This window comes from Persicirhabdus sediminis (assembly GCF_016595495.1).
In the GTDB taxonomy this organism is placed as follows: Bacteria; Verrucomicrobiota; Verrucomicrobiia; order Verrucomicrobiales; family Akkermansiaceae; genus Persicirhabdus; species Persicirhabdus sediminis.
The window spans coordinates 622,989-646,900 of record NZ_JAENIM010000039.1 but is presented as its reverse complement, the minus strand read 5'-3'; the positions used below and the strand labels follow the sequence as shown (position 1 = coordinate 646,900).

Sequence of the window (23,912 nt, the reverse complement as noted above, 5' to 3'; positions counted from 1 at the left end):
GATGTAGATCCATTCAGAATTAATTAAAATGAAAGCTTGTCTGATCTTGTTAGTCTTAACCAGTTTATCCTTTGCTCAGGATAACTTGGATCTAAGCTTGATGCTTGGAAACAAGAATTCTGATAAAATTGAATATAATGGTGATGTAGTAGGCCTCTTAAACTTGATTGTATTTCAAATTAACGGGGGAGTGCAAACTGAAGGAAATGGAAAAATAAACCTGATAATTAGTAAGAACATAGACCATTCTAATTTAAGGAGGACGGTCAAATTTAAAGCTCCAAAAAATATCCTAACATATCGGCATGCCCTGATCTATTGTTCTAACGTAATGGGCTCTGTTCTGGATTATCACAATAACACTCTTTATTTATATAATGCAGATAGAGACTATCGAGATTTATACATAACAAGGCGTTTACCTAGAAGCAATCTGTTAGACCAGTTACTGGAAATTAGTAGCGAGGTCAGTGACATAGACTATCAGTATGAACTGCGTGAACGTTATGAGAGTGCTAAATTTTCTTGGTTTAAGCTTAATGCTGGAAGTTACGATGTAGATAAAAGGATGATTTTATTCAGAGGAACGAATAAAGATTTTAGTTTATTGGAAGCTAAATTGATACTCTCATTGGAAAATAATAGCGAATAACAAACTATACCTAATTCAGTCAGGTTTCATCTTGATGACTAGACAGAGGATCATGCCTGTGAAGGCTTCATAACAAAACTACTAGATAGATAAACTGAGATAAAAAGGGTTAATAATAAGGGAGAAATTGGTTGGCCGTCATCTGCTGATATTGGACCTGATGATTCGTCTAACTGCATTGGCGTTTTTTGAGATATGTTGAAGCAGAGCATAAACATCCGGCCAGCAGGAATGTTCAATCCTGCTGAGGTGTTAAAATTGAGTGATTTCAGCTAACAGAAAGATGCGGTTGGGTATTGCGAGATTTGCTAGTCTATTGCAAAACTTGTTTTGTAATAGGGAGATTACTAAATATTATGGATATGAAAAATAATTGCAGACATGTAACACATCTAAGGAAGTTAACTATTTTTTTCATATTGTTCTATAGTCCGCTGCTAGCAGACTTATCTTTCCATGTTGATGCCTCGAGTACATTTACCTTGGATCAAAAACAGTCGATCTACACTGTTCAGTCGACTGAAAAGCCTAGAGAAATAATTGTAAAATTTAATAAGGAAAAGAATAGAATCGAGATTTATAGAAATAGTGTTAGTGGTAAAGATCTTAGTTATACGAGTATAGCAGGCAGTAAGATCAGGCTCTATACTCAAGAAAATGTGGCCGTTATCAAGCAAAGCGACACTTCTAGAAGTATACAAATAGGCATGATTTCCTTCGATGGTGGGCAGGAATTCCCCATCATTGTAACTATAGATCAGAAATAATATATCATAGTTCTAGACAGACAAACTGAGCAGTCATGAAGAGTAGATATATCAAAGTCGCGATATTAGGGCTGTGTTTAGTCGCTTACTTTGGGTGTAGAGATCTCTTTAAATTTCCAGCGTTCACAACCTGGAAAACATTGGATTGGGACGAAACTGAGGTAGGAGATTTTAAGTATCAATTGGCCATCAAAAGAGATACGGTGAAATTTACATATCTTGGATATAATGACGACGCTCGTTACGACTTTAGTCTGTATTATGAGACCCTTCACGATGGGGCGTTAATTTTGTATACTTATGATCAGAATATATTTGATCCCTCAACGGATCATAAGCCGACGTCAATTGATGATCAGCGAATAATGTTTGCCTCTGCAGAATTTTCGGAAGATCGTAAAAGCTTAACCTATAAGGCTTACGCGACTAACTCGGAACTTAAGTTCTATTTGAATGAATAGACAGAGTACGGGTAGGCAGGCGAGCTGAGGAGGGGTGGAGCATCATGAAACTAAAGAAAGTTCTAATATTCCTACATGCAATTGGCATCCTGCTAGTTCTATTTGAACTTGTAGCCGTACCCTTGTCGGGCTTTGATGTAGGATCCACAAGAGCCGCTGTAGTCAACTTGCTATATCTGATTGTATCTTTGATATGGATTTTCCCTTTATATCTCTTTTTAACAGCTGATGATGGAGGTTATAACAGTTTTTTGAAGTACGCTTTTCTTGAAGCTGTATATCTATTTGGGATTTTGAGCCCTTTATTACTTACGCTGATATCTACCTCAAAATTTATTGGCGCAAATTTGTTTGGTGGCTGCTCATCTTTTGAGTGTGTTCTTGTCTCAAGAAATTTGTTTATTCTAGCCGTAGCACATCATTTGATCATCTGTTGGAGTAAAATACGCAAGGTACTGGCCAAGCCACTTGTATAACTAGCTGAGCGCATCTGTGATGTGGGTTGGAATTCAGCGATTCCAGCTAATAAAACGATGCTATTAGGTGTTATATCTTAAGATATTAGAGCTCACTGCGGATTTAGAGGCTACTTTTTAAGAGAATGAAATTATTTATTATATATGTATGGTTCTATTTGGGAGCCTGTTTCTTAGTCACAGCGCACGAAAGTGAGACTTATAAAAATACTTTCAGGGAGGGGAGAGATGAAGGGTGGTTTCTCAAAAAACTAAGCCAAGGCCACGGCCCTCTTTCTAAGGAGGAGCAAGGTTTCTATATCCACTTAGCTGAGGACAATTATCCTGTGTTATTGCGTATCCAAAAGGAGGCTCAAACAGATAACGAATTAGCTCGATTAACTTGGTTAGTACATTTGACGAAGCTTGATGAGACTAGAAAAAATCAATTCTTTCGAGCTTCTGCAAGTAGGGTTTTTGCTGAGTTAGAGGATCGAAATACTTGGTTTTGTACTTTGTCGAATCTAAAGGATATAGGTGCGCTTACTGATGAGGAATTAAAAAGAGTGAACTTTAGTGGGTTTGGTGAATTTAAAGAAGTGCCAAATTCAGAGATAGAGGTGGAGGTAAAAAAGGAATCAAGCCTTATAGATTCAAGTAGATCTAAGGGTGATGATGAGGTTGCTGGTAAAGCGGAGAAATCTGAAGTTTATGTGCCTGCCCGCGAAGAAAGAACTGGGGTTTTATTTGTGTGGTTTGGTGTTCTTGTTTTATTATTCGGGGGTATTCTTTTTTGTATAAAGAAATTTAGGATGAGGTAGATTGAAAGAGGGCAAGCTGCATAGTAAAAACTGAGGCGGAGCTTGTGGAATGCCCCCGTCCTTGGAACTGACTGAAACTTTGTGTTTAGATAAGTAATTCTTGGTAATGGCGAATGGGTAGCTTTGGGTGATGAAGGGAAATCCAGCTAGCTGCTAGGCTGCGTGGATTACAAAAGCATCCCGAAGGGATCAAACTTCAGGCCTCAGGGTATCTGTTCTAACTATGGGAGAAAAACAATCGCGGCTGGCTGAGGGCCATCACTTGAGTAAAGATTTTTTGATTTCGCTGAGTGGTCTGCCGCGGACATCTTGCAGCTGGCAGTGAAGGATGAGCAAGTAGGTGAATTGGGGGGCTGGGCTAGAAATTTCGCTATAGCTGGCGATCTCGTTGTGTAGAGTGAAGCTGCTATTTAGCTGAATGTAATTGCCGTTGTCGATCTGCTGGGTGATTTCGAACCTGAGGTCGATGACTTTCTTGTTGGGGCCGATGTTTGGCTCGACCCGGAAGAAATCGCGCGGCTCTGAGGTGGAGTCAGCCGCTTTGCTGCTATCATCTTGCACCTTCTTATCCGGCTGTTTTCCTAGACTAGCTGGCGTTCCACTTCGTGTTGTAAGTGTGCGCTGGGCGATGATTTTGAACGGGTATTGTTTGATTTTCTCGGCGCTCCAGCTGACCGGATCGAGGTCATTTTTCTCCAGCTGGACGATGGTTGCCGTGGTTTGCGTCATGACTGCAGCATCAAGAAATTGCTGCCACAGCCAGATGGCCACAATCTCATCATTTGGCGATTTGGCTTTTAGGTACAGGGTGGATTTTTCAGCGGAAAAATACGCCCATTCATCATCAGCGAGTTGAATGCCGACTTGCTTGTGAACATTCTTGCGCGCATCAACCAGCTGGCTGCCTTTTGCAAAATGACTAGATGCATGATTCACCTCAATGGGTGGGTTATTGTAGATGGGTAGAAATGATTGGCTGCAGGGGAGTGCGCGCTCGCTCATCGTTTCGCCGGCAAATGCAGTGGCAATCGCCAGCTGGAAAACGCCCAGGATGGATAAGATTAGTTTATGGCATGGCATAGATTCCATTGATTTGGTTGATGCTTTCATCATGGCTGAGGTGATGGTTTTGCCAGCTTGTAGTCATCATTGATCTCTGTCATACGCTTCAGAATGGTGAGATTTCTAGCTGGAGATGAAATTACAGATTTCAGCTGGTTGTGTGTGCGCAGGTAAATTCGCTGGCTGCCATCGTGGCTGAGCCCGCAGTAGTAAACTGCTGGCTGGCCATGCTCATTGGTGACGGAGAAATTCAGCCTGATCTGCTGGTCGCGACCGTCTATGGCGACGGTATCGTTCAGGGAGATTTCTTGATCAACGAGTAGGTTCGCTGGACCCAGAGTTGTTGTGACTTCATAGCGGGTCAGTTCATCTCCTTGCTGGCTGAGTTTTCTGGATATGGCTTTCTCGCCACTGCGATTGCTTACTCCGTAGCGCGCGAGGATTTTGTATGGATCCACGCTTGGGTCGAAGTTCGGTGCGCCAGCCAGGCTGTCGACGGTGTTTGGTGTGACAATCAGCTGCGCTGAGTTTTCCAGCTGGCTGAAAGTGTGGTCAGAATTTGATATTAGCAATTGCTCGATGGCTGCCGTATTTCTAGGGCTGAGTAGAAAATAGACGCAACTCTGATCGATAGCTTGCTGGTAGATGACCCATTCGTTTGCGTTTGGCTCACCCGCTATATAGTGAAATACGTTCTCGCTGATATTTCGTGAATACACGTCCGGCAGACAGGGTGGTCGGTGAGCTGCGGTGATGATTGGCGCATGCTGGGCATTGATGGCATGCTGGGCATTGGCTCTGACGGTAGCTTTTGCGGCAAATGGATCATCATTTTCCTCTGGGGTGGGAAATAGCTGTTCAAGCAGCCGAGGATCTACCTTGAGTCTGCCGAATTGATAAACTTCTTCCTGAGCAGGTCCAGCGGATAAATCTGGCACCGGCTGCGCTTTTTCATCTAGCTGAGCAGCGGCAGGCGAGGGGGCTAGGAGCGCGCAGCTGGCAATCATGTGGCTGAGCGTGAATATTTTCCTCCATCTGAGCGAAACGCATGACATGCTGATAGATTGGGCGCGCTCTAACGATAGGTAAAGAAGAAAAGGGGAGGGTGCTAAAAAGTAATTGGCGCGAATACCCAGACGCACAAAAGCCACGGCGAACCGTGGCTTTTATATGATGATCAGAATGGTACACCCTAAGGGAGTCGAACCCCTAACCTTCTGATTCGTAGTCAGACGCTCTATCCAATTGAGCTAAGGGTGCACTTGTTCTGATGTGGCACTTTAAGCTGTAAGTAGACAAATGGTACACCCTAAGGGAGTCGAACCCCTAACCTTCTGATTCGTAGTCAGACGCTCTATCCAATTGAGCTAAGGGTGCACTTTGTTTTGTCTGCTTGCCGCTTGCGGCGCGCGGCCAGAAAAAAGCGCAAAATGGCTAAAGAGTCAAGCTCTCTCGTGCATTAAATTGATCTTTTTTCATTTTGCTATGCAGCTTTGCGGCTCTGGGTAGGTGAACTGTTTTCCCTCGTAGTTTCTAAGCACAACCTTAGTTTCATCACGCTCAACGATATACTCTGGGTTGAGTGGAATTTTGCCACCGCCGCCGGGTCCATCGATGACATATTGAGGAATTGCATACCCAGACGTATGTCCACGCAGCCCTTCGATGATTTCTAGCCCTTTTGAGATACTAGTACGCAAATGGGACGATCCTTTAATGAGGTCGCACTGGTATAAATAGTACGGACGGGCACGACACATGAGCAATTTATGCACCAGAGCCTTCTGGATTTCCACGCTGTCGTTGACGCCTTTGAGTAAAACACTCTGGTTTCCCATAGGAATTCCCGCATCAGCGAGGCGACCAAGCGCGGCGCGCACTTCACAGGTGAGTTCTTTTGGATGGTTGGCGTGGATGGAAATAAAGAGCGGGTGGAATTTTTTCAACATCTCACACAGCTCTGGGGTGATGCGCTGCGGCAAAAAGATAGGTAGCCGCGAGCCGATGCGGATAAACTGAATGTGGGGGATTTCGCGCAGCCGGCTAAGAATGCGCTCGAGCCGCGCGTCAGATAATAATAGTGGATCGCCACCGGATAATAAAACGTCGCGCACTTGCGGTGTTTTTTCTAAATACTCAAAGGCAGCTTCCCACTGCGTCTCGAGGTGTTGCTCGCCGACGCCGGAAACCACCCGGCTGCGGGTGCAGTAACGGCAATACGATCCACAGCGATCAGTCACTAGGAATAAGACACGATCTGGATATCGATGCACCAGCCCGGGCACCGGCATGTGAGAATCTTCACCACATGGATCCGCCATTTCCTGTGGATCATCCCAAGTTTCCTCTACACGCGGGATGACTTGGCGGCGAATCGGGCAATTCGGGTTGTTTTTGTCGATCAGGTTGAAAAAGTGTGGGGTGATGGACATGGCGAGCCGCGTGCCTGAAAGCAGAATCCCAGCGCGTTCCTCCTCGGTCAGCTGAATGTGGCGCTCAATGCCCTCGAGTGACTTAACGGCATTTTTCAGCTGCCATTTGTAGTCACCCCATTGGTCCATCGCTTCGATGGGCCAGTAACCAGGTGAATGTGAGTGAAAGTTAGTATCAATAGGGCCCTCTGTTTGCATTGACGGCGACTATAGATAGCAAACGTTTCTTGTCAAAGAATGTGCAGCACGAATTCCCATGTCTGGTTTCGCGGCTTGACCTGACGGCGAAAAATGACAGATTGAAATCATGAATTGCCGTTCTCTTATCTATATGGGTTTTGCCTCAGTGCTGGTCGCTTCGTGTGCCACCGAGCGCACCGTGACGACTAGAAAAGTGCAGTCGAAAGATGGATTTGGTGATAAATACACCACTGACGTCAAAATGACCACTCAAGAGGATGGCAGCGTGAAGGTGGAAAATGGCAAGCGCAGCCAGTACGATCGCAATTCGAATAACAAATACGGCAACAACTTGCCATTTGGCAGCCAAGACTACGCCGCTAAAGATCGTGGAAGATCTAGCTGGAACGGCAATACAAAATATAACCAAGGGAAGTCGTACCAAGGAAATACAACAAGCAACTACGGCAACGAGTCGCCAGCATTCCTCAACTACCAATCACAAGCCAATGCCCAAGGGCAGACAGCATACGGGTCAGATAAAGGATATAGCACCGGTAGTTATTCGTCGCGGTCAACTTCTACCACTCAGCAAAAACGCATGCGCACACAGCAGGACGCCGCGAGCGCGTCTACACAAAAGACATTTGCTCAGCCAAGCATCACCAACTGGAAAGATCAACAATCCGGCGGCATGAGCATCAGTGAGACCAGCTCGATGATGGGCCGTTAGCCGTTAAAAATTATCTCATTCACTGGCCACAGCCAGATGACAAAAAATCCGCGCCGCTGAGTCCAGCAGCGCGGATTTTTTGTGCCTGATAGAACGCAGGGAATTATCCAGATGGCAGCAATAACTGGGGCTGGCGAGAAGTTTTTGTGTCATCATTTTATCTATTTCATATTAAAATATTGTTTCATTAGATGCTTATTTTTAGGTGATTAATCCATTTGATAGAGTAGTTTGAAAAGCACGTATGCCAGCTGGAATCCACCGTTTCATAAGCAATACAGGGGATTCAGCGGCGCTGTACTAATGACAACCTAATCATGAGTAGTCATTTTTGATTAGGGGATGTCGACAATTAGTTAACCAGACAAAATATGTTTAAAAAAACAATCACAGCAACTGCAGTAGCAGTAGCATTGGCCGCTCCAGTATATGCGGAATTAGATGGTGACCTTAGCCTTGGCTACGTGAGCGAGTATTCATTCCGTGGTCTCAGCGACTCACTGGGCGCAAACCAAAATGGCATCGGCGCCACTGCGAACATTGGCTACTCATTGTCAGATGAATTCAGATTAGTTGGTAGTGCCACAGCAGCTGGCCTTCCATCAGCTGGTGTTGGTCAGATCGACGGCCACAACCTTTACAGTGCAGGCTTCCAGTACCAGCTGGAAGGATTCACATTCGAGCTCGGCTACATGTGGCAGGCGTTCTACACTGACGGATCACCAGCTCACACTGGTGAAGTTTACGGTCGCGCGAGCACAACTTGTGCTGTCACCGGCATCGATCTCTCATTGTTAGCTGCTTACGATACACAGCGCCTCGAAGGTACATACATCGAGCTGGGCGCAGGCAAAGGCTACGAGCTCACAGCCAATGTGGACGTGCGCCTCGACGCTGGCATTTCAGCTGCCTACAACTACTGGACTGAGAGCGACGGCCTCAACCACGCGTTCATCACGCTGTCCGCACCTATCGCAGTGACAGAGAATCTAACGCTGTCACCATTCATCAGCTACACCTATGCATTTAGCGCCATCGACAACGATTACTCCAAACTTCTTGGTGGAAATGTTAGCGAAGGAGAAGAGTTCATTTACGGTCTCTCTGCTAGCGTAAAATTCTAACTACCAATACACATTGATCAACCCTCTGGCTGACCCCATTCAGTCAGAGGGTTTTTTCTCATTTGTCCTACAAAATGAACGTTTTAAGATGCTGATTTAACCGCGATTTTACTTTCATATTAGTCGACTTGCTCCTTATAAAAAATCCGCCCGATACCCCGAGAGAAGCTTCTTAAATACCCGATTACATGAACGATTTGTTAAGTCAATGTGAGGCCAATATTCAACAGGCTTACCGCGAATATCAGCAAGATCCTAGCGAGCTGAATGGCGAGTCTAATCGCACGCAACTTAGCTTTCATCTAGCAAAGTATTTTGCCTGCCATGGCGACAAGATAGCTAACGGTACTGTGGTGTGGGGCAGGCTTGTTAGCTTGGAACGCGACTTGCAAGACATGTCTAGCCAGCGTGGCGCGGCAGTGTATGCACTGGCACCATCAGAGCAGGCGCCAGATTACCTCGAAGAACTTGCCTATAAAATTTCTGTGCTCAATACTTCGGCTAAACGAGCCACTGAGCTGAAGGAAATTGCTGAGTACGTCGACAGCAAGGAAGAATCAACCTGTGGCATCAAGGTGCCAGAAAAAATCAGCCCGCACATCGACTGCGGTTATTCTAAACTTCAACTCAACGAAGGGGACCTGCCGCAGGGTAAACGTGAAGTTTATGCATTCCCGATGGTGCTGCAGGTAGATGACGACAAAAAATCCAGCAAAGTGACTGTGGTGCCAGCGGAATTGTGGCCTAGCTACTTGCTGCAACTGTGGCAGTCGTAAGCAGCTAGACATTTCTAGCTGAGACTAACTTACGCTTGGTTTTTATAAATTCGAGTCACTCGTGGAGTAATCCCAGTGAGCACATCCCAAGCGATGGTGTTAGCTTGAGCCGCCACTTCCGAGACCAGTTTATTCTCGCCGAACAGCTCGACTTCGTCACCTGGTTGACACTGAGGAAGATGGCTAACATCCACCATGATTTGATCCATGGTCACGCGCCCGAGGATTGGGCATTCCGTTTGGTCAATCATCACCGAAGCGCCAGCGACATTGGATAGCGCGCGTGGAAATCCATCACCGTAACCGGCGCCAACAGTAGCGACTCGGCTGTCTTTTTCAAGAATCGCGCTGCGACCGTAGGAAATGCTGTGGCCAGCTGGCAGCTCACGCACAATAGAAACACGTGATTTCAGCGCCATCACAGGGGTTAGCTGCGATTGATAGTCGGGCAGCGGGGAAATCCCGTAGAGCATCAAGCCTGGGCGACATAGGTTGCAGTACTTGGATGCGAAATCTAGCAAGCCAGCGCTGTTGGATAAGTGAATCCACTTGAATGACTCAGCGCCGCCGAGATCTTCTATGAGTTGGTCAAATCTAGCAAATTGATCGAGAGTGAATTCTCTATCTTCATCCGCGCTAGGCAGGTGTGAGCCAATGCCCTCGATGATCAAATTAGGAACAGCTCGCAGCTCGTCTATCTGCTCGACTAACTGGGCTGGCAAAAATCCACCGCGACCCATGCCGGTATCCACGGTGAGATGTACGGGTAATTTTTTCTCAGTGTTAGCTAGCTGGCCGTGAAGCTGTTGATTCAGCTGGCTGAAATGGTGGGCTTCAGCGAGATTAGAGATACTTGCTGTCCACCCATGATAGACGATTTCCTCACGCTCATCAGGAAATGTTGGACCCAGTAGATAGATGGGAGTTTGAATTTCCGCCTGAGTCAACTTACGCGCCTCAATCACGCTAGCCACGCCAATGTAGCTGAGTCCTTGATCTTCTAGCGACTTAGCCATGGTGACTGCTCCGTGTCCGTAGGCACCCGCCTTCATAATTGCCATGATGTTCATGCCGCTGTGCTGTTTGGCGAAATTGAGGTTATGGCGCAGCTGGGCGAGGTCGATTTCCGCCCATGTACGAGGCGGTGAGCTAGGTATCTTGGTCACGCAGCTATTATTGCCTAATAATTGCAAAAGACAAAAGTCGAAAGCTTGCCAAATGACCAGAATCGTTCAGTGTGTGGCCACAAAGAATAGATTTATGTTTCAAGCATCCAGTTTATCACCAGAACAAGTTGAGCAGATTTCCCAGTGGATCGATGGCGGCTGCCAGCTCGCCGAACTCCAAAAGAAAATCGATGCTGAGTTAGGCATTCGCATTACCTATATGGATACACGATTTTTAGTGTCCGACCTGGGACTAGAGATCAAATCACCAACTGAAGAAAAAGTAGCCGCAGACGCACCGCTGCAGCAGAAAGTTGCCACCGGCCACGTCACCGTGTCAGTGGATGAAATTGTCAAGCCGGGCGCACTCGTTAGTGGTCAGGTGGAATTTGCTGACGGTGAGCGTGCCATTTGGTATCTCGACCAAGAAGGGCGCCTCGGGCTCGATGCCGACACACCGGGCTATCAGCCTAGCGAAAATGATGTGATGAGTTTCCAAACCCAGCTGCAATCGCTGCTGCAACAACAATAAATGATCATCATGGTGAGCAAAAAATGGACATTAATGGCGACGCTCAGCATGAGCATGATCGCGGGCACCTGCCTAGCTGGCACGCAAAAACAAGCGCAGCAGTTAGTTGATGACCATCAACTGCTAGTGCGCAGCTGGGAGCGCAAGATGAAGGCGGCAACCACGCTGGAGCAACAGCAAGCGCTGCAGGAGAAATATCCCAAGATTGATTATTTCTCCCGCCGCATGAAGGCTGAGCTGCAGGGTGAATTGACCAATGACTGGACATTAGATTATTCGGCTTGGTTATTGATTCACGACCAATCGATGACCGTGTCTCAGGTGAAGCTGCTAACCAATGCAGTGAAAAATAATCATTTGCTGAGTCCAAAAGTGGGCAAAATCTGCCTCGCCATGGCATTAATGCCTCTACCAGAAGGCACGGATGCGCTGCAGCAAGTGGCGCTGCGCCGTGAGTTTTCAGAAACCATCCGCTCGGTACACGAAAAGAACCCAGATAAAATTGTCAAAGGTCAGGCGGCCTTGGCGCTGGCCTTGATGATGGGGGATGTGGGGGATGCTAGTTTTGGCGTGCGCGAGCGACTCACATTGCTGCGCGAAGCCATCACCGAAAGTGCCGATGTGAAATTTTTTAATACCACCGTGGGCCAGCTGGCGAGCGAGGAAGTTTATATCATCACCTATCTATCAAAAGGTCGCCAAGCACCAGAAATCAATGGCCCTCTGAGTAATGGACAGATGAAAAAACTGTCTGATTACCACGGCAAGGTAGTTTGTTTGTATTTCTGGTCGTCACAAGATGACAACATCGCGCAGACGCTGGAGATGATGCGCGGGCTGAAAAGTAAATATGAAGGTCAGCCATTTGAGCTGCTCGGCGTCAATGTGGATTCACCCCAACAACTTGCTCTGGTAGAAAAAGAAGCTATCGCAACTTGGGATAACTTCACTGATGCGCAGCGTAAAATCTCACAACAATACCGCATCAAAAATTGGCCAACATGCATCGTGCTAGACAAATCTGGCGTCATTCGCTTCAAAGATTTCCCAAGCGCATTCATGGCAATGAGCATTGAAGACCTGCTCAGAACCAAATAGTTAACAAGATCTGTTATTTCCAGCTGGCTGGGTTCGGCCAGCTGAGTCATTTTCAATCTATCACCTCCGTCTAGCTGGAGGTGATAGATTTCTTGATTCGGCGAAACGTTTCGCTAACTTGGGGTTATGCATTCATTGCTCCAACCAGCCATTGGCAACCTAACGCTTACTTTTGCCATCGTCGGCAGCCTCACTATCAGTGCGCGCGGCGAGATCGACGAGGAACTGGCTGCAAGCCCACCGGTGAATGAGGAAAAACGTAGTTTCCACGATCCGCTTGATGGTTGTTTTGACCTCAGCGAATTCATCAAAGAACCGCTGGGTTTTGTGCCCGTGGTGATGCCAATTACCGAGCCCGCAGTGGGTTACGGTGCTGGCGGCGCGTTGGTTTTTATTTCTCCTAACGAGCCGACTAGCAGCGGCCAATACGTTCGCCCGAACCTGACCTTGCTCGGTGGCATGGCGACAGAAAATGGCACGCGCGGATATTTTGGCATGCACATTGGTTCGTGGTTTGAAGATAAACTGCAAACTCGTGTGGCGGTTTACGATGTTTCGGCTAACCTCGATTTTTACAGCATTGGTGACATCGACCTCAATGGTGACGTCGGCTACAACCTAGATACCCGCGGGATTTTTCTCGAAGGCATGTATCGGGTAGGCGAGAGCAAGTGGATGCTTGGTGGTTCTTACGATTATTCTGAAACCAAAGCGAAATTTGATATCCCGAACTTGCCCGGATTGTCGCAGCTGGAAAAACGAAATAATTTTGGCGGTCTCTCGGTGATTGTTGATTACGACTCGAGGAATAATTTCTTCACACCTACTGGCGGGGTGAATTTTGAGACCAAATATACTTTTTTTGACCCTGCGCTGGGCAGCGACGATGAATTCCAGCTACTTGACCTCACCTTGATGAACCACCACCAATGGTGTGATAAGTGGACATTTAGCCTGCTGGCTAGCTACCAGGAAAGTTTTGGCGACGCACCATTTTACCGCCAACCCTACGTCAGCTTGCGAGGTGTGCCGATGCGCAAATATCAAGCGAATCGTGTGGCCTTTTCTGAAGCTGAGCTGCGTTGGCAATTTCTCGATCGTTGGTCATTGTTGGGATTTGCCGGAATTGGCGTAACTAATGATACGACTGGCATGCGCGACCGCACTGATGATGTGGTGGCTGGAGGATTTGGTTTCCGTTATCTGATTGCCCGCGAAGTTGGTCTGCACATGGGCGCGGACTTGGCATTCAGCGAAGAGACAACGGCATTTTACATCCAGTTTGGCAATGCCTGGATGAAAGAGTAGCGGGGGAATAAAAAATCCCACCGGCCAGATGGCGCGGTGGGATGGAAATTTTCCAGCTGACTCGAGTGACCCAGCTGGAAATAAATGAATTAGGTTGCTTGCTCGCCGCGAGCCATCACCACTTTACCTGTGCGAACGGTCTCGATGACGTCGAACTGGCTAGTGAACATGCTCAGGGCTGCGTCCACTTTTGAGCTATTGCCAACGATCATCGCCACCATAGATGTAGGCGTGAGGTCGACGGTTTTTCCAGCGAAGTGGTCGATGATGTTCAGCGCGTCGGTGCGCTCTTTTGGGCCGGCGAGGAATTTGACCAAAAGAAGTTCTTTGGCAACGGCGTCGGCTTTGGTGTGCTCGAAGCAATGAATCACGTCAACCAGCTTGGTAACTTGTTTGATGATTTGATCGAGTCGGCTAGGATCACCGCTGATGCCGATGGTCATGCGCGAGAATTTAGGATCGCGACCTTCGGAAACAACCACGGAATCCATGTTGAATCCACGGCGTGCGAATACCTGGCTGATGCGCATCAGCACACCCGGCTGGTTATTTACCAATACAGAAAGCGTATGAATGCGCTTAGGAGTAGAGTCTGACATTTTTTCTAAAATTTGATGTGAGTGAATAAATGCGGGCGAGTGACCTAGGTGGAACCCACTGGTTTTTCCATCTTGTGCTTCGGCGGCTCGATGAGCATGTCTTCGAGGGCCGCGCCAGCTGGAATCATTGGGAAAACGTTATCAGTTTTGATGCACTCGGCATTGATCAGCACTGGGCCTTCAATTTCAAATGCTTTCTCCAGTGTCTTGCGCACATCAGCTGGACGCTTGATGTTGAATGCTGGGATGCCGTAGGCGCCAGCTAGCTTAACAAAATCTGGGTTACCTTCGAGGTCTACACCAGACTCACGGTTATCAAAGAACAACTCCTGCCACTGGCGAACCATGCCGAGGTAGTGGTTGTTGAGAACCAGAATCTTCACTGGCAGCTTGTGAATCACTGCAGTAGACAGCTCAAATAATGTCATTTGGAATCCGCCGTCACCACAGATGGCAACTACATCTTCACCCGGGCGACCAAAGGCGGCACCAATAGCAGCAGGGAAACCAAAGCCCATAGTGCCTGCGCCGCCAGATGACAGCCAGTTATTAGGTGCGGATGAGCGGTAGAACTGAGCGGCCCACATCTGGTGCTGACCAACGTCGGTGCTGATGATCGCTTTACCTTCAGTGATGTCATTGAGTTCGTCGATGACTTGCTGCATGCGCAGACCACCTTGTTTGCGGTAGCCCAGCGGGTATGTTTTGCGGTTTTGATTTACCGTCTGCATCCATGCTTCGGTATCCAGCTGGCTGGCGTACGCATCGAGCTGAGTGATAGCATCTTTAGCATCACCAACGATGGTCACGTCAGGAACAATCATTTTATTCATCTCAGCTGGATCGATGTCCACGTGGATGATTTTTGCATTGGCGCCAAATTTGTCGACTTGACCAACAATGCGGTCGTCAAATCGTGAGCCGATGTTGAGGATCAGGTCAGCGTCGCAGATGGCTTTGTTGGCGTAGGCGGTGCCGTGCATGCCGAGCATACCAAGTGCCAAATCGTGTGATTCAGGAATCACACCTTTACCAAGCAATGTGGTGGTTACCGGGCAGTTGAGTTTTTCAGCGTAAGCAACGAGCTCGTTTTCCGCGCCGGAAATCAAAATCCCGTGACCAGCGAGAATCACTGGCTGCTTAGCTTGGCTGATCAGAGCAGCAGCGGCGGCGATGGCCTTGCTGTCGATCAGGTGAGATTCTTCATCAGCTTTGTAACCTGGGATGTCGAGCGCTGGGTTGAGGTCACCAGTGAACTCACCTTGTGAGAAGTTCTTAGGAATATCAATCAACACAGGACCTGGACGACCGGTTGTCGCTACGTGAAATGCCTCGCGAGTGATGCGCGGGATGTCATTTGTAGAAGTGATCAGGTAGTTGTGCTTACAAACTGGCATGGTGATACCAAAGATGTCGGCTTCCTGGAAGGCATCCAGCCCGAGCATCCATGATACTTGCTGTCCGCAAAGCACGACCATTGGTACGGAATCCATCTGCGCGGTCATCAGACCAGTAACAGTATTTCCGGCGCCTGGACCTGAAGTTACGAGCACGACACCTGGTTTTCCAGTTGCGCGTGCGTAGCCGTCAGCCATGTGGCAGGCTCCTTGTTCGTGGCGGGTGAGGACGAATTTGATCTTAGTGTCTACTGTCTCCAGGGCATCAAAGATAGGAATGGCCGCACCACCGGAATATCCGAAGATGTGATCAACGCCTAAATCGTCGAGTGTTTTTACCAGCGCCTGTGCGCCGTCTAAATTTACATTACTCATAGCAACATTGCGGTTTGCGAGAGAAACTTCTCACAATGTGAATAAATGTAAATCGAAAATTAAGGAAATCTGACTAAATCACGCTAATCACGTGTTTGAAAATGGCAAAAATTGGGAAATTCGGCAAAAACCAGCAATTTCACCAGCTAGCTGATACGTGAAAATGCCACGCAGTGCAGCAAACCACCAAATCCGAAGGCATTATTAAGTGCTAGATGAATTTCAGCTGGCTGGAATTTCTGCGATACTTGGATCGGAGCGAGTTTGGGATCGAGTTCTTGTAATCCCACGGTGGCTGGAATCGCTTGATTTTTCAGCGACAGACAGATCTGGCACGCCTCAATGGCTGAGCTAGCGCCAAGCGTATGGCCAATAGCACCTTTTAATCCGTGAACGTAGGGGGAGTCACCAAAGATTTGGTGAATGGCGCGCGCTTCATTGATGTCATTCTGCTGGGTACAGCTAGCGTGTGCGCTGATGAAATCAACCTCATCCAGCTGGGCCCCAGCTAGTTTTACCGCTTGCTGCATCACACGCACCACTGGCTGAGCGCTCGGTTCGGGAGTGGTCATGTGGTAGGCTTCGCAGCCAGCGCCAGCGGATAAAACCTCCGCGTAGATGGTGGCTCCACGCGCCACGGCGTGTTCATATTCCTCAACAATCAAGGTGCCGGCACCTTCAGCCATGACAAATCCATCGCGCTCGACATCAAATGGTCTTGCCGCGCCTTTGCGGCTCATCGTGCGGATGCAATCCATCGCCTGAAATGTGGTTGGCGCAAGGGGAGCTTCAGCTGCACCTGCAATCACCACCTTAGCGGAACCAAGACGAATCATATTAAGAGCATCGGCAATCGCTGCATTGCCAGCGGCACAGGTATTATTATTCACCTGCACCGGCCCGTGGATCTGATGCGCAATGGCAATATGTCCAGCTGCCGAGGCCGAGAGGATTCTAAATGGCAATGATGGGGGGATTTTGTCAGCTGGTTGGCCAATGTCGGCCTCAGCGGATGAAAGCCCACCCGCAGCTGACCCGTAAGAAATGCCCACATCGTAGGTATTTTCCATCTCCGCTGGGCAAATGCCCGCATCTTCCAATGCCAGCTGGGTTGACGCCAAGGCCAGCTGAGTGAAGCGATCGAGCCGTTTTGGCCGCACGCTGTGGGGAAATTGGAAATTTGTGATATCTACACGGTGGCAGTGTGGCGCGGAATGATCGCGAGTCACTGGCGCTGGCTGATACTCAGCCATTTTTTCATCCACCAATGCCTGCCAAAACGACTGCGCACCCAGCCCAATAGAAGTGACGGGACCGAGACCGGTGATGACTGCGCGCGATGTGTGGATTTTTGCCATGTCGAACTGGCATGTTCATTCACAGCAAATCACCGAATGTCAACCCAGATGCGCCAGCTTAGCGTGATATTTCTTAACTCAACAAGAAATCCCACAGAACTTAAGAAAAATATGTCCGTGGCGAATGGATTCACTACCAGCGAGTTCGTTAGTAATAGTGGGGGTGTTTCGCAAATCGGACGTGACATGGCACGTAGATTTATCCATTTATTAATGCGTATGGACGAATCAAGCAATCAGCCAACTACACAGCCTGAAAAAAAACGTCCCATGACAGCCGCTGAGCGCAAACGCAAATCGCGCATGCGCAAAAGAACTAGTGATTTCAAAACCGTCACCATCGAGCTGGATCCACACACGGCGGGAATTTTGCTCTCTGAAGCCAGATCAGCAGGGGTGCCTTTGAAAAATTACATCGAGCAGAAGCTCAAACCAGCTGAATAATCGACAACAAACTGGATAGCCCAACGGGGCTACGGTCATATTTGTCTATTCTAATTTGTTTAAAACGAGCTGCTTTATCAAACAACTGTTGCCTTTCACTTGCTCAGAATTGGCGCAGAACTTGTCGATTGACTGTGAAACAGTTGTCTCGTGCAGGCATTCGCCCAGTCAGCTATAAACGGCGCTTTCCCATCACAAATGCGGTAAAACGATTAGCCGAATGCACTTGATTCAACGAGAGGGACTAACTAAATTCATTTGCGCAATGAAAACCCTCATCACATTCCTCAGCATGCTGGTGGTCGCCATTTGGTTCTCACCATCAAATGACCCATTAACCGTCATCCTCGTATTCTGCATCTTGGCGTCCGTCGCCGTGCTCAGCTCATTCATCAAGGAACTGCGAAGATTCAACCGCAGACAATCAAGCACTGAGACCGTCAGCTAGCGATAGCAGGGCAGAAAATCACAGCCTCTCAACACCTGGCGGCAAGTAGTCCTCAGGCATAGGTTCAAGCAGTGGTCTTTTTTCCTCCGGCTTATCTACGGATGATTCCTCGGCCTCAGATTCGTCTTCGAAAAAGTAGCTGGCATCATCTTCGTAGACATAGTCATCATCTAAAAAGTCATCGCCGTAACCAAAATCCTCAAATAGCTGGGCCGCTTGCTCCATCTGGTTGTTCTGGTAGCTGGCGGTAATTGCCGTGATGCTGAGCGTGGCTGCGATGCTGATAAGTGCAAAGATGATGCCTATAATTCTCATTAAATGAAATCAGTGATGGGTGATGGTCAGGCTCAAAAACTCGAGGGTTCTTTGCCCTGTAAGGACTTAACAATGATTAAGGAACGGTATACAGCTTGTCCAGCGAGAAACGTTCGTTTACCAAAGATAATTTCATTCACTGGCTGACTAGGCGACATGCAGGCCAGTCTGCATAGTAAATACCACGCATTACATATATTGTGTGAACTTATAGAAATACCCAAAACAAGGGGTGTATTGTTTCATCCAGCTAGCTTCATTGCTTTCAGCCTTATGCTTGCACGCATGTATTGACCCAGAATTTCAAATCGAGCTTGATTCTAACCGCTCCAGCTGATCAGTTTTCTGCATGCGCAAAGCCGACGATCTTGAATCAGCCGACGATCATTCTTCAGATCATACACGCGCCAAGAAATCACTCTCATGGCTCAAGGCCTCTCTGCGCTGCGCCATTGGTTTTTCCATTCTTCTCGTTGTCACCATTGTCGGCTCACATTACTGGATGAAACGCAGCTGGGAAAATTATCGTGTCCAACTCGAATCCCGCGGTGAAATTCTCGATTACCAAAAGCTCGTTGATTCCGTGCTGGCCAATCATCAAGCTGGCGAAAATTTGGCCGATGCTGAGTTATTGGCTACCAAGCGCTTTGAATCAGACGCCGACATCGCCCAATTGTTCAACGAGTTTCTTCATATCAACTCCCAAAGCTCATTTTACGACCCTCTCTGCAGCCCAATAAATTCTCCTGGCCAATACGACTTCACCGATTGGTCCAGCCAATTTGGCAAACAAAATACGGATCATGAGCTAGCCGCGCGCGAACTCATCGAAGCGTGCAAAACATCAGTCGGGCTACTTGCTGAACTAGCCGCAAGCATCGACTCCTGCTCCTATTTGCTGGAGCCTCACTACGGGCAATCCATGGCGGGCACTATGCAGCTCTTCGAATACTGCTATATTTCAGAAAAATTGGCCTCAGTTCAACTCGCGCTTGGAGAAACTGATGCCTGCATTGAAGAAATTGCGCGCTTCAACAAGCTATCTCACATGTATACTCCCGCTTCTACTATGGTGGATATATCTCTGCTTATGGAGCCACATCGCATTGCAGCTAATCTCGTGTGGCAAGGTTTACGCAATGAACAATTCACCAGTAGCCAGCTGGACCGATTGGCTGAAATTTACCATCACGACTTCGATTCAATCAAGATCTATACCCAGACTATGCGTGCCGAGCGCGCTTGGGGCCTCGGATTGCTTGAATATCCAGCCGAGCTGGAAAGATCTTTTGATCAGGCTGAGCTGCGTCTGTTTCTCTACTTGAAAGCGAAATTTCTTCATGAAGCCACTAAGTTCACCCAGTCGTTAATCGATGCCTGCGAAGCAAATCCAGACGGCCAGCCAGAAGCTCAAGTTGCGCAAATCGCCAGCCTATTCATGCAAGCAGCCGCTAGAATGAAAGACGCGCCATCATGGATGGCCTGTCGATAAGTGGCTATCTAAGTCAATAGCACTCGGCTCAATGAGTGTATTATCAGCGCTGGTGACAATGGATCATTTACACCATGCAACCAAAACAGCCATTGCGCTGGAGCGATACAAAATGCAACACGGTGATTATCCAGCTGAGCTCAGCCAGTTGGTGCCAGAATTTTTACCAAAGCCCCCTATTTCTCCTCTGACTGGCTCGCCCTTCAGCTACCAGCTGGAAAATGGCACACCGGTGATTAAATCACCAGACCTCACTGAGTATCCAGATCTTGAATGGATCTTTGAAACATGTGCGGTCGACTGGCGTCATCGCCGATAATTCTCCCTATCCCAAAATGAAAAAAACCACTACCCGCATGGAAATTAACCAAATCCCGGTTGATTCTCAGAATATCCTTAGTCGCGCTCACCCTGCTCGTCATAGCTGGCATTATTATCGTCAGAAAAGCTCACTATGACTGGGCAAAACTGCAAACCGAACTGGCTGATCGTGGTGAGTTTCTCAACCTTGCCGATCACCAAAAATCCAGCCAGCCAGCCGGGAAAAACCTCGCCGACTCGCCATTCTGGAAAGAATTCGCCAGCGCTGATAACGAGCTCATCACCAATGGTCCGTCATCACTAGACACAAAATACAGCCCCCGCAGAGCTGCTACTGATCCCTGTGCAATACCAGCTTATAGCTTTCATTCAATCTGGACCGGTCATCGACCACCACATGGACAAGAATCAAGTTACGAACAAGGTGCAAAGGTCTACTTGGCGCAAACAAAGCCGCTAGCTGGTTTGGTTGGCTCATATCGTCAGGCACTTTTGCAGGCAGATTTTATCAATACCGTAATCATCAAAGATGGTGAGCTACAAAGCAGCGCGCCGCTGACGTATAAAATCAAAGCGATGAACCAATTATTGGCGCGACAATGCTCTGCACATTTGGTTCTTGGTAATCATGGACAGGCATTTCAGCTGATGGTGACATTAGCCGAGTCGCTCAATTTGCCGCGGGTTAATGGCAATGCTGTCAAAACTTTACTCGCTGCCGCAGGAAAAAGCAGCCTGTGCGCATTGGTTCGTCAGGCCATCGATAGCCAGGCATTTTCAGCCAGCCAGCTAGCTGAGCTGGATCGCCATTTTGCCGCAGTCGCGCCTGCACCCGAGGCCATCGTCGCGATGATGCGCAGCGAGCGCTGCTTCAATCTCGGCGCAAAAATGTACACCGAAGATGATTTTGCCGACCCTGATGATGACGAAGGTTGGAAGTGGCTCGGGCAGCTGGTTGATCCATTTTACAAGATCAACGTGACTACACGCACGCAAGACATGATTGATGACATCGTGCAAAACCAAGCAGCTGGAGAAGTTTTGTTACACGAGTTTATTGAGCAACAAAACAGCGGCTGGATGAGACCGCTAGCCGAACATCTCGGCGACCAGGCACTTTTTGCCCATGTTTTTGGCGGCTTGAAATATTTGCAGTCGACCAATCAAATCACCATGGCGCGCATAGCCATTGCCATTGAGTTGCATCGTTTAAAAACCGGCAGGTTCCCTAGCGCGCTCAGCCAGCTGGAGGGTGAATATTTCACCAAAACTCCAGTAAGCGCCTATGACGGTACTCCCTTTCGCTACCAGCTAATCGCCGGGCGACCAGAAATCGACTACTCACCACCGACTGCGCTACAAGCCAGTAAACTGAAAGTAGAGGAAAAAGATATCAGCTGGAAAATCAACCAGCTAAAACAGTGAGTGCCGCGAGTATCACTAGTGCACCGGATTACATCTCAAATCAAATTTGAACAAAGCGAAAGACGACTTTTTTCATGTCTTGTGAGCAGTATATATATTTAAACGAGGTGCTTGGGTTTGGCTCATCAAAATGTCTAGGGTTCTCACCAAGAAAATCAACATGGGCCTCTATCTCGTAGGAACCCGGAGAGCTCTCATGGAGATTGAGATCATTGATTAATCTCTTACAGTCCTCAGCTGCTATATTGAATCGTATCGTGCACTCGCCGTCGGCTAACCCCCAGCCTGCAGAATAAGAGATCAACTCCATACCGCTCACACTGGCTGGAATGTCATTGCTTATTCTTTCCCTGAAGGCCTCTTCGGCAGTGGCTGTTTTTGTACTGCCCAAATAGCTCAATAGACAAATCCCGCCGATCGCAAAAATGACAAACCCCACCACTGTGCAGATAAGCAAAATGAATATTCTGCCAATGATATTTGATAACTTAATCATAAGCTAAACTAGTTCCGCGACCGTAGCGTTAACGCTAGGAATCGGTTTTGGCAGCAGGATGAATACAAAAACTAAAAAGGCGACGATGCCGCCGATCACGGCAATGGCATCTCCAGTGTGCGGTGGGTAATTTTCCAGCTGGCTGGCAAAGCGAGTCAGCATCGCATCAGCCAGCTCGACCAAGGCATAAATGAATGCCAGCGTGGTAAGCAAAATCGTGCCCTTTTCGATTCGCTTGGCAATGCGGCAGCCACCCACGCCGCGCTTGAAGGTGATGTGACTGAAAATGAGTAGTGCTAGGGAGATAAGGTAGGCCATGGTAGTGGGATGGTTTGTCGCGACAAAATACGCCGCAGCGGTGTGTGAAAATTTATTCCATCAAGGAAAATAACTTTCAGCAAGCCAAATGACCCGCAAGACAACTGACAGCTGAACCAGGCAAAAATCTCAACACAATGGATGGTGAAACGAACATCACCAGCTTTTGCATCTCATGTAGAAACTAGGGTTCACGAGCATCACCATCACATGCAGCTTATTCAGCGACTCGGCCTCGTGTAGATGCTCGAACCATTCGAGTGCACGCACCAAGTCGGGCCAGTCGAGTGCGTCTGTAAAATTCTCCCCCTGCTGAATTCTGTCAATTTCAGGCAAAGCATCAATCCATCCATGCACGGACTATCCCCAATCCTCATCGTCAAAAGTACCTGTACAGTACAGATACTTCCAGCTGGCTGACTCTCAAGCGAGTCCCATGCAAATTCGTGTGCAAGAAGTCGGGCTCATCAGTTTCACGAGCATCATGAGTATCACAAGCTTATGCATCTCATGCAGCAACTAGGGATCGTGCAGATACTCAACCATTCGAGCCATTCAAGCGCATGTGGCGAGTCGAGTCAGTCGGAAAAATTCTCCCCCTGCTTCATCTGCCAATTTCAAGCAAAGCATCAATCCATCCATGCGCGGACCATCCCCAGCCCAGATCGTCAAAAGTACCTGTATAGTACAGATACTTCCAGCTGGCTGACTCTCAATCGAGCTCCATGGAAACTCATGAGCAGTCTAGTCAAACTCACCAGCTTTTGCATCTCATGCAGCAACTAGGGTGACGAGCATCACCATCATATACAGCTTATTCAGCGACTCGGCCTCGTGTAGATGCTCGAACCATTCGAGCGCATGCAGTCAGTCGAGCCAGTCGAGCGCGTAGGAAAAATTCTAGTCCAGCTGAGTCCGTCAATTTCAAGCAAAGGATCAATCCATCTGCGCGGACCATCACCAGTCCAGATCGTAAAAAGTACCTGTATAGTACAGATACTTCCAGCTGGCTGACTCTCAATCGAGATCTATGCCAATTCGTGTGCAAGAAGTCGGGCTCACCAGTTTCACGAGCATCATGAGTATCACAAGCTTATGCATCTCATGCAGCAACTAGGGATCGTGCAGATGCTCAACCATTCGAGCCATTCAAGCGCATGTGGCGAGCCGAGTCAGTCGGAAAAATTCTTCCCCTGCTTCATCTGCCAATTTCAAGCAAAGGATCAATCCATGTGCGCCGACCACTCCCAGTCCACATCGTCAAAAGTACCTGTATAGTACAGATACTTCCAGCTGGCTGACTCTCAATCGAGATCTATGCCAATTCGTGTGCAAGAAGTCGGGCTCACCAGTTTCA

The 23,912-nt window shown here is 48.0% G+C and carries 24 protein-coding genes and 2 tRNA genes; 14 read left to right on the top strand and 12 right to left on the bottom strand.

All coding sequences use genetic code 11. The features are described 5' to 3' along the window. Positions 1–46 precede the first annotated feature (46 nt). The 3 genes from JIN82_RS10180 (at position 47) to JIN82_RS10160 (ending at position 3,156) form a co-directional block, all read left to right on the top strand. Positions 47–652: a hypothetical protein gene (locus JIN82_RS10180; RefSeq protein ID WP_200311518.1), complete on the top strand. Its 606-nt coding sequence runs from the start codon at positions 47–49 to the stop codon at positions 650–652. 1,272 nt (positions 653–1,924) lie between these two features. After that, positions 1,925–2,356: a hypothetical protein gene (locus tag JIN82_RS10165; RefSeq protein ID WP_200311515.1), complete on the top strand. Its 432-nt coding sequence runs from the start codon at positions 1,925–1,927 to the stop codon at positions 2,354–2,356. Positions 2,357–2,481: 125 nt separating this feature from the next. Then, positions 2,482–3,156, top strand: a complete 675-nt coding sequence (locus JIN82_RS10160) for a hypothetical protein (RefSeq protein WP_200311514.1) — start codon at positions 2,482–2,484, stop codon at positions 3,154–3,156. Positions 3,157–3,414: 258 nt separating this feature from the next. Here the strand turns inward: JIN82_RS10160 and JIN82_RS10155 are convergent, their stop codons facing one another. The 5 genes from JIN82_RS10155 to JIN82_RS10135 all read right to left on the bottom strand — a co-directional run bounded on the left by JIN82_RS10155 (position 3,415) and on the right by JIN82_RS10135 (position 6,848). After that, a complete protein-coding gene (locus JIN82_RS10155) occupies positions 3,415–4,269 on the bottom strand; it encodes a hypothetical protein (RefSeq protein ID WP_200311513.1) in 855 nt (284 codons plus the stop codon). Then, entirely contained in the window at positions 4,266–5,156 is an 891-nt protein-coding gene (locus tag JIN82_RS10150; RefSeq protein ID WP_234041900.1) for a hypothetical protein, read from the bottom strand. The genes JIN82_RS10155 and JIN82_RS10150 overlap by 4 nt, the downstream gene beginning before the upstream one ends. 245 nt (positions 5,157–5,401) lie before the next feature. Beyond that, positions 5,402–5,478, bottom strand: a tRNA-Arg gene (locus JIN82_RS10145). A 40-nt stretch (positions 5,479–5,518) separates the two neighbouring features. Further along, a tRNA-Arg gene (locus tag JIN82_RS10140) sits at positions 5,519–5,595 on the bottom strand. 98 nt (positions 5,596–5,693) lie between these two features. Further along, positions 5,694–6,848, bottom strand: a complete 1,155-nt coding sequence (locus JIN82_RS10135; protein ID WP_200311511.1) for a KamA family radical SAM protein — start codon at positions 6,846–6,848, stop codon at positions 5,694–5,696. A 109-nt stretch (positions 6,849–6,957) separates the two neighbouring features. On the opposite strand from JIN82_RS10135, the gene JIN82_RS10130 reads away from it, so the two are divergent. From JIN82_RS10130 to JIN82_RS10120, 3 genes are all read left to right on the top strand, one after another. After that, positions 6,958–7,563, top strand: a complete 606-nt coding sequence (locus JIN82_RS10130; RefSeq protein WP_200311510.1) for a hypothetical protein — start codon at positions 6,958–6,960, stop codon at positions 7,561–7,563. Positions 7,564–7,934: 371 nt separating this feature from the next. Further along, on the top strand, positions 7,935–8,687 hold the full coding sequence (locus JIN82_RS10125) for a hypothetical protein (protein ID WP_200311509.1): 753 nt from the start codon (positions 7,935–7,937) through the stop codon (positions 8,685–8,687). Between the two features lie 188 nt (positions 8,688–8,875). Next, on the top strand, positions 8,876–9,463 hold the full coding sequence (locus JIN82_RS10120) for a hypothetical protein (RefSeq protein WP_200311508.1): 588 nt from the start codon (positions 8,876–8,878) through the stop codon (positions 9,461–9,463). A 29-nt stretch (positions 9,464–9,492) separates the two neighbouring features. Here JIN82_RS10120 and alr read toward each other — a convergent pair whose 3' ends face one another. Next, entirely contained in the window at positions 9,493–10,629 is a 1,137-nt protein-coding gene (gene alr, locus JIN82_RS10115) for an alanine racemase (RefSeq protein WP_325099494.1), read from the bottom strand. Positions 10,630–10,723: 94 nt separating this feature from the next. On the opposite strand from alr, the gene JIN82_RS10110 reads away from it, so the two are divergent. From JIN82_RS10110 to JIN82_RS10100, 3 genes are all read left to right on the top strand, one after another. Further along, positions 10,724–11,161 (top strand): hypothetical protein, encoded by a 438-nt coding sequence (locus JIN82_RS10110; RefSeq protein ID WP_200311507.1) that lies wholly within the window; start codon positions 10,724–10,726, stop codon positions 11,159–11,161. Then, complete coding sequence (locus tag JIN82_RS10105; RefSeq protein WP_234041899.1) at positions 11,162–12,259, top strand: peroxiredoxin family protein; 1,098 nt, start codon at positions 11,162–11,164, stop codon at positions 12,257–12,259. It begins immediately after the preceding gene. 126 nt (positions 12,260–12,385) lie between these two features. Further along, positions 12,386–13,567: a BamA/TamA family outer membrane protein gene (locus tag JIN82_RS10100; protein ID WP_200311505.1), complete on the top strand. Its 1,182-nt coding sequence runs from the start codon at positions 12,386–12,388 to the stop codon at positions 13,565–13,567. A gap of 89 nt (positions 13,568–13,656) precedes the next feature. On the opposite strand, the gene ilvN is transcribed toward JIN82_RS10100, so the two are convergent. From ilvN to JIN82_RS10085, 3 genes are all read right to left on the bottom strand, one after another. Continuing rightward, complete coding sequence (ilvN, locus tag JIN82_RS10095) at positions 13,657–14,166, bottom strand: acetolactate synthase small subunit (protein ID WP_200311504.1); 510 nt, start codon at positions 14,164–14,166, stop codon at positions 13,657–13,659. A 44-nt stretch (positions 14,167–14,210) separates the two neighbouring features. Continuing rightward, positions 14,211–15,938, bottom strand: a complete 1,728-nt coding sequence (gene ilvB, locus JIN82_RS10090) for a biosynthetic-type acetolactate synthase large subunit (protein ID WP_200311503.1) — start codon at positions 15,936–15,938, stop codon at positions 14,211–14,213. Positions 15,939–16,084: 146 nt separating this feature from the next. Next, a complete protein-coding gene (locus tag JIN82_RS10085) occupies positions 16,085–17,296 on the bottom strand; it encodes a beta-ketoacyl-[acyl-carrier-protein] synthase family protein (RefSeq protein WP_200311502.1) in 1,212 nt (403 codons plus the stop codon). Positions 17,297–17,566: 270 nt separating this feature from the next. Between JIN82_RS10085 and JIN82_RS10080 the strand changes: the two genes are divergently transcribed. Further along, positions 17,567–17,740 carry a hypothetical protein gene (locus JIN82_RS10080; RefSeq protein WP_234041898.1) on the top strand — a complete coding sequence of 58 codons (174 nt, stop codon included), beginning with the start codon at positions 17,567–17,569 and terminating at the stop codon, positions 17,738–17,740. A 265-nt stretch (positions 17,741–18,005) separates the two neighbouring features. Continuing rightward, positions 18,006–18,188 (top strand): hypothetical protein, encoded by a 183-nt coding sequence (locus tag JIN82_RS10075; protein WP_200311500.1) that lies wholly within the window; start codon positions 18,006–18,008, stop codon positions 18,186–18,188. Between the two features lie 18 nt (positions 18,189–18,206). On the opposite strand, the gene JIN82_RS10070 is transcribed toward JIN82_RS10075, so the two are convergent. Further along, the gene (locus JIN82_RS10070; RefSeq protein WP_200311499.1) at positions 18,207–18,503 is read right to left on the bottom strand and encodes a hypothetical protein; all 297 of its coding nucleotides are present in this window, start codon (positions 18,501–18,503) and stop codon (positions 18,207–18,209) included. Between the two features lie 349 nt (positions 18,504–18,852). Between JIN82_RS10070 and JIN82_RS10065 the strand changes: the two genes are divergently transcribed. Genes JIN82_RS10065 through JIN82_RS10055 form a run of 3 tightly spaced genes read left to right on the top strand, consistent with a single transcriptional unit; the run spans position 18,853 to position 21,741 of the window. Next, positions 18,853–19,995 carry a hypothetical protein gene (locus JIN82_RS10065; protein WP_200311498.1) on the top strand — a complete coding sequence of 381 codons (1,143 nt, stop codon included), beginning with the start codon at positions 18,853–18,855 and terminating at the stop codon, positions 19,993–19,995. Between the two features lie 58 nt (positions 19,996–20,053). Continuing rightward, positions 20,054–20,314 (top strand): hypothetical protein, encoded by a 261-nt coding sequence (locus JIN82_RS10060; protein ID WP_200311497.1) that lies wholly within the window; start codon positions 20,054–20,056, stop codon positions 20,312–20,314. Positions 20,315–20,373: 59 nt separating this feature from the next. After that, positions 20,374–21,741: a hypothetical protein gene (locus JIN82_RS10055; protein WP_200311496.1), complete on the top strand. Its 1,368-nt coding sequence runs from the start codon at positions 20,374–20,376 to the stop codon at positions 21,739–21,741. A gap of 40 nt (positions 21,742–21,781) precedes the next feature. Here JIN82_RS10055 and JIN82_RS10050 read toward each other — a convergent pair whose 3' ends face one another. Beyond that, positions 21,782–22,237 (bottom strand): hypothetical protein, encoded by a 456-nt coding sequence (locus tag JIN82_RS10050; RefSeq protein ID WP_200311495.1) that lies wholly within the window; start codon positions 22,235–22,237, stop codon positions 21,782–21,784. Positions 22,238–22,240: 3 nt separating this feature from the next. Continuing rightward, positions 22,241–22,555 carry a hypothetical protein gene (locus JIN82_RS10045; RefSeq protein WP_200311494.1) on the bottom strand — a complete coding sequence of 105 codons (315 nt, stop codon included), beginning with the start codon at positions 22,553–22,555 and terminating at the stop codon, positions 22,241–22,243. Positions 22,556–23,912 lie beyond the last annotated feature (1,357 nt).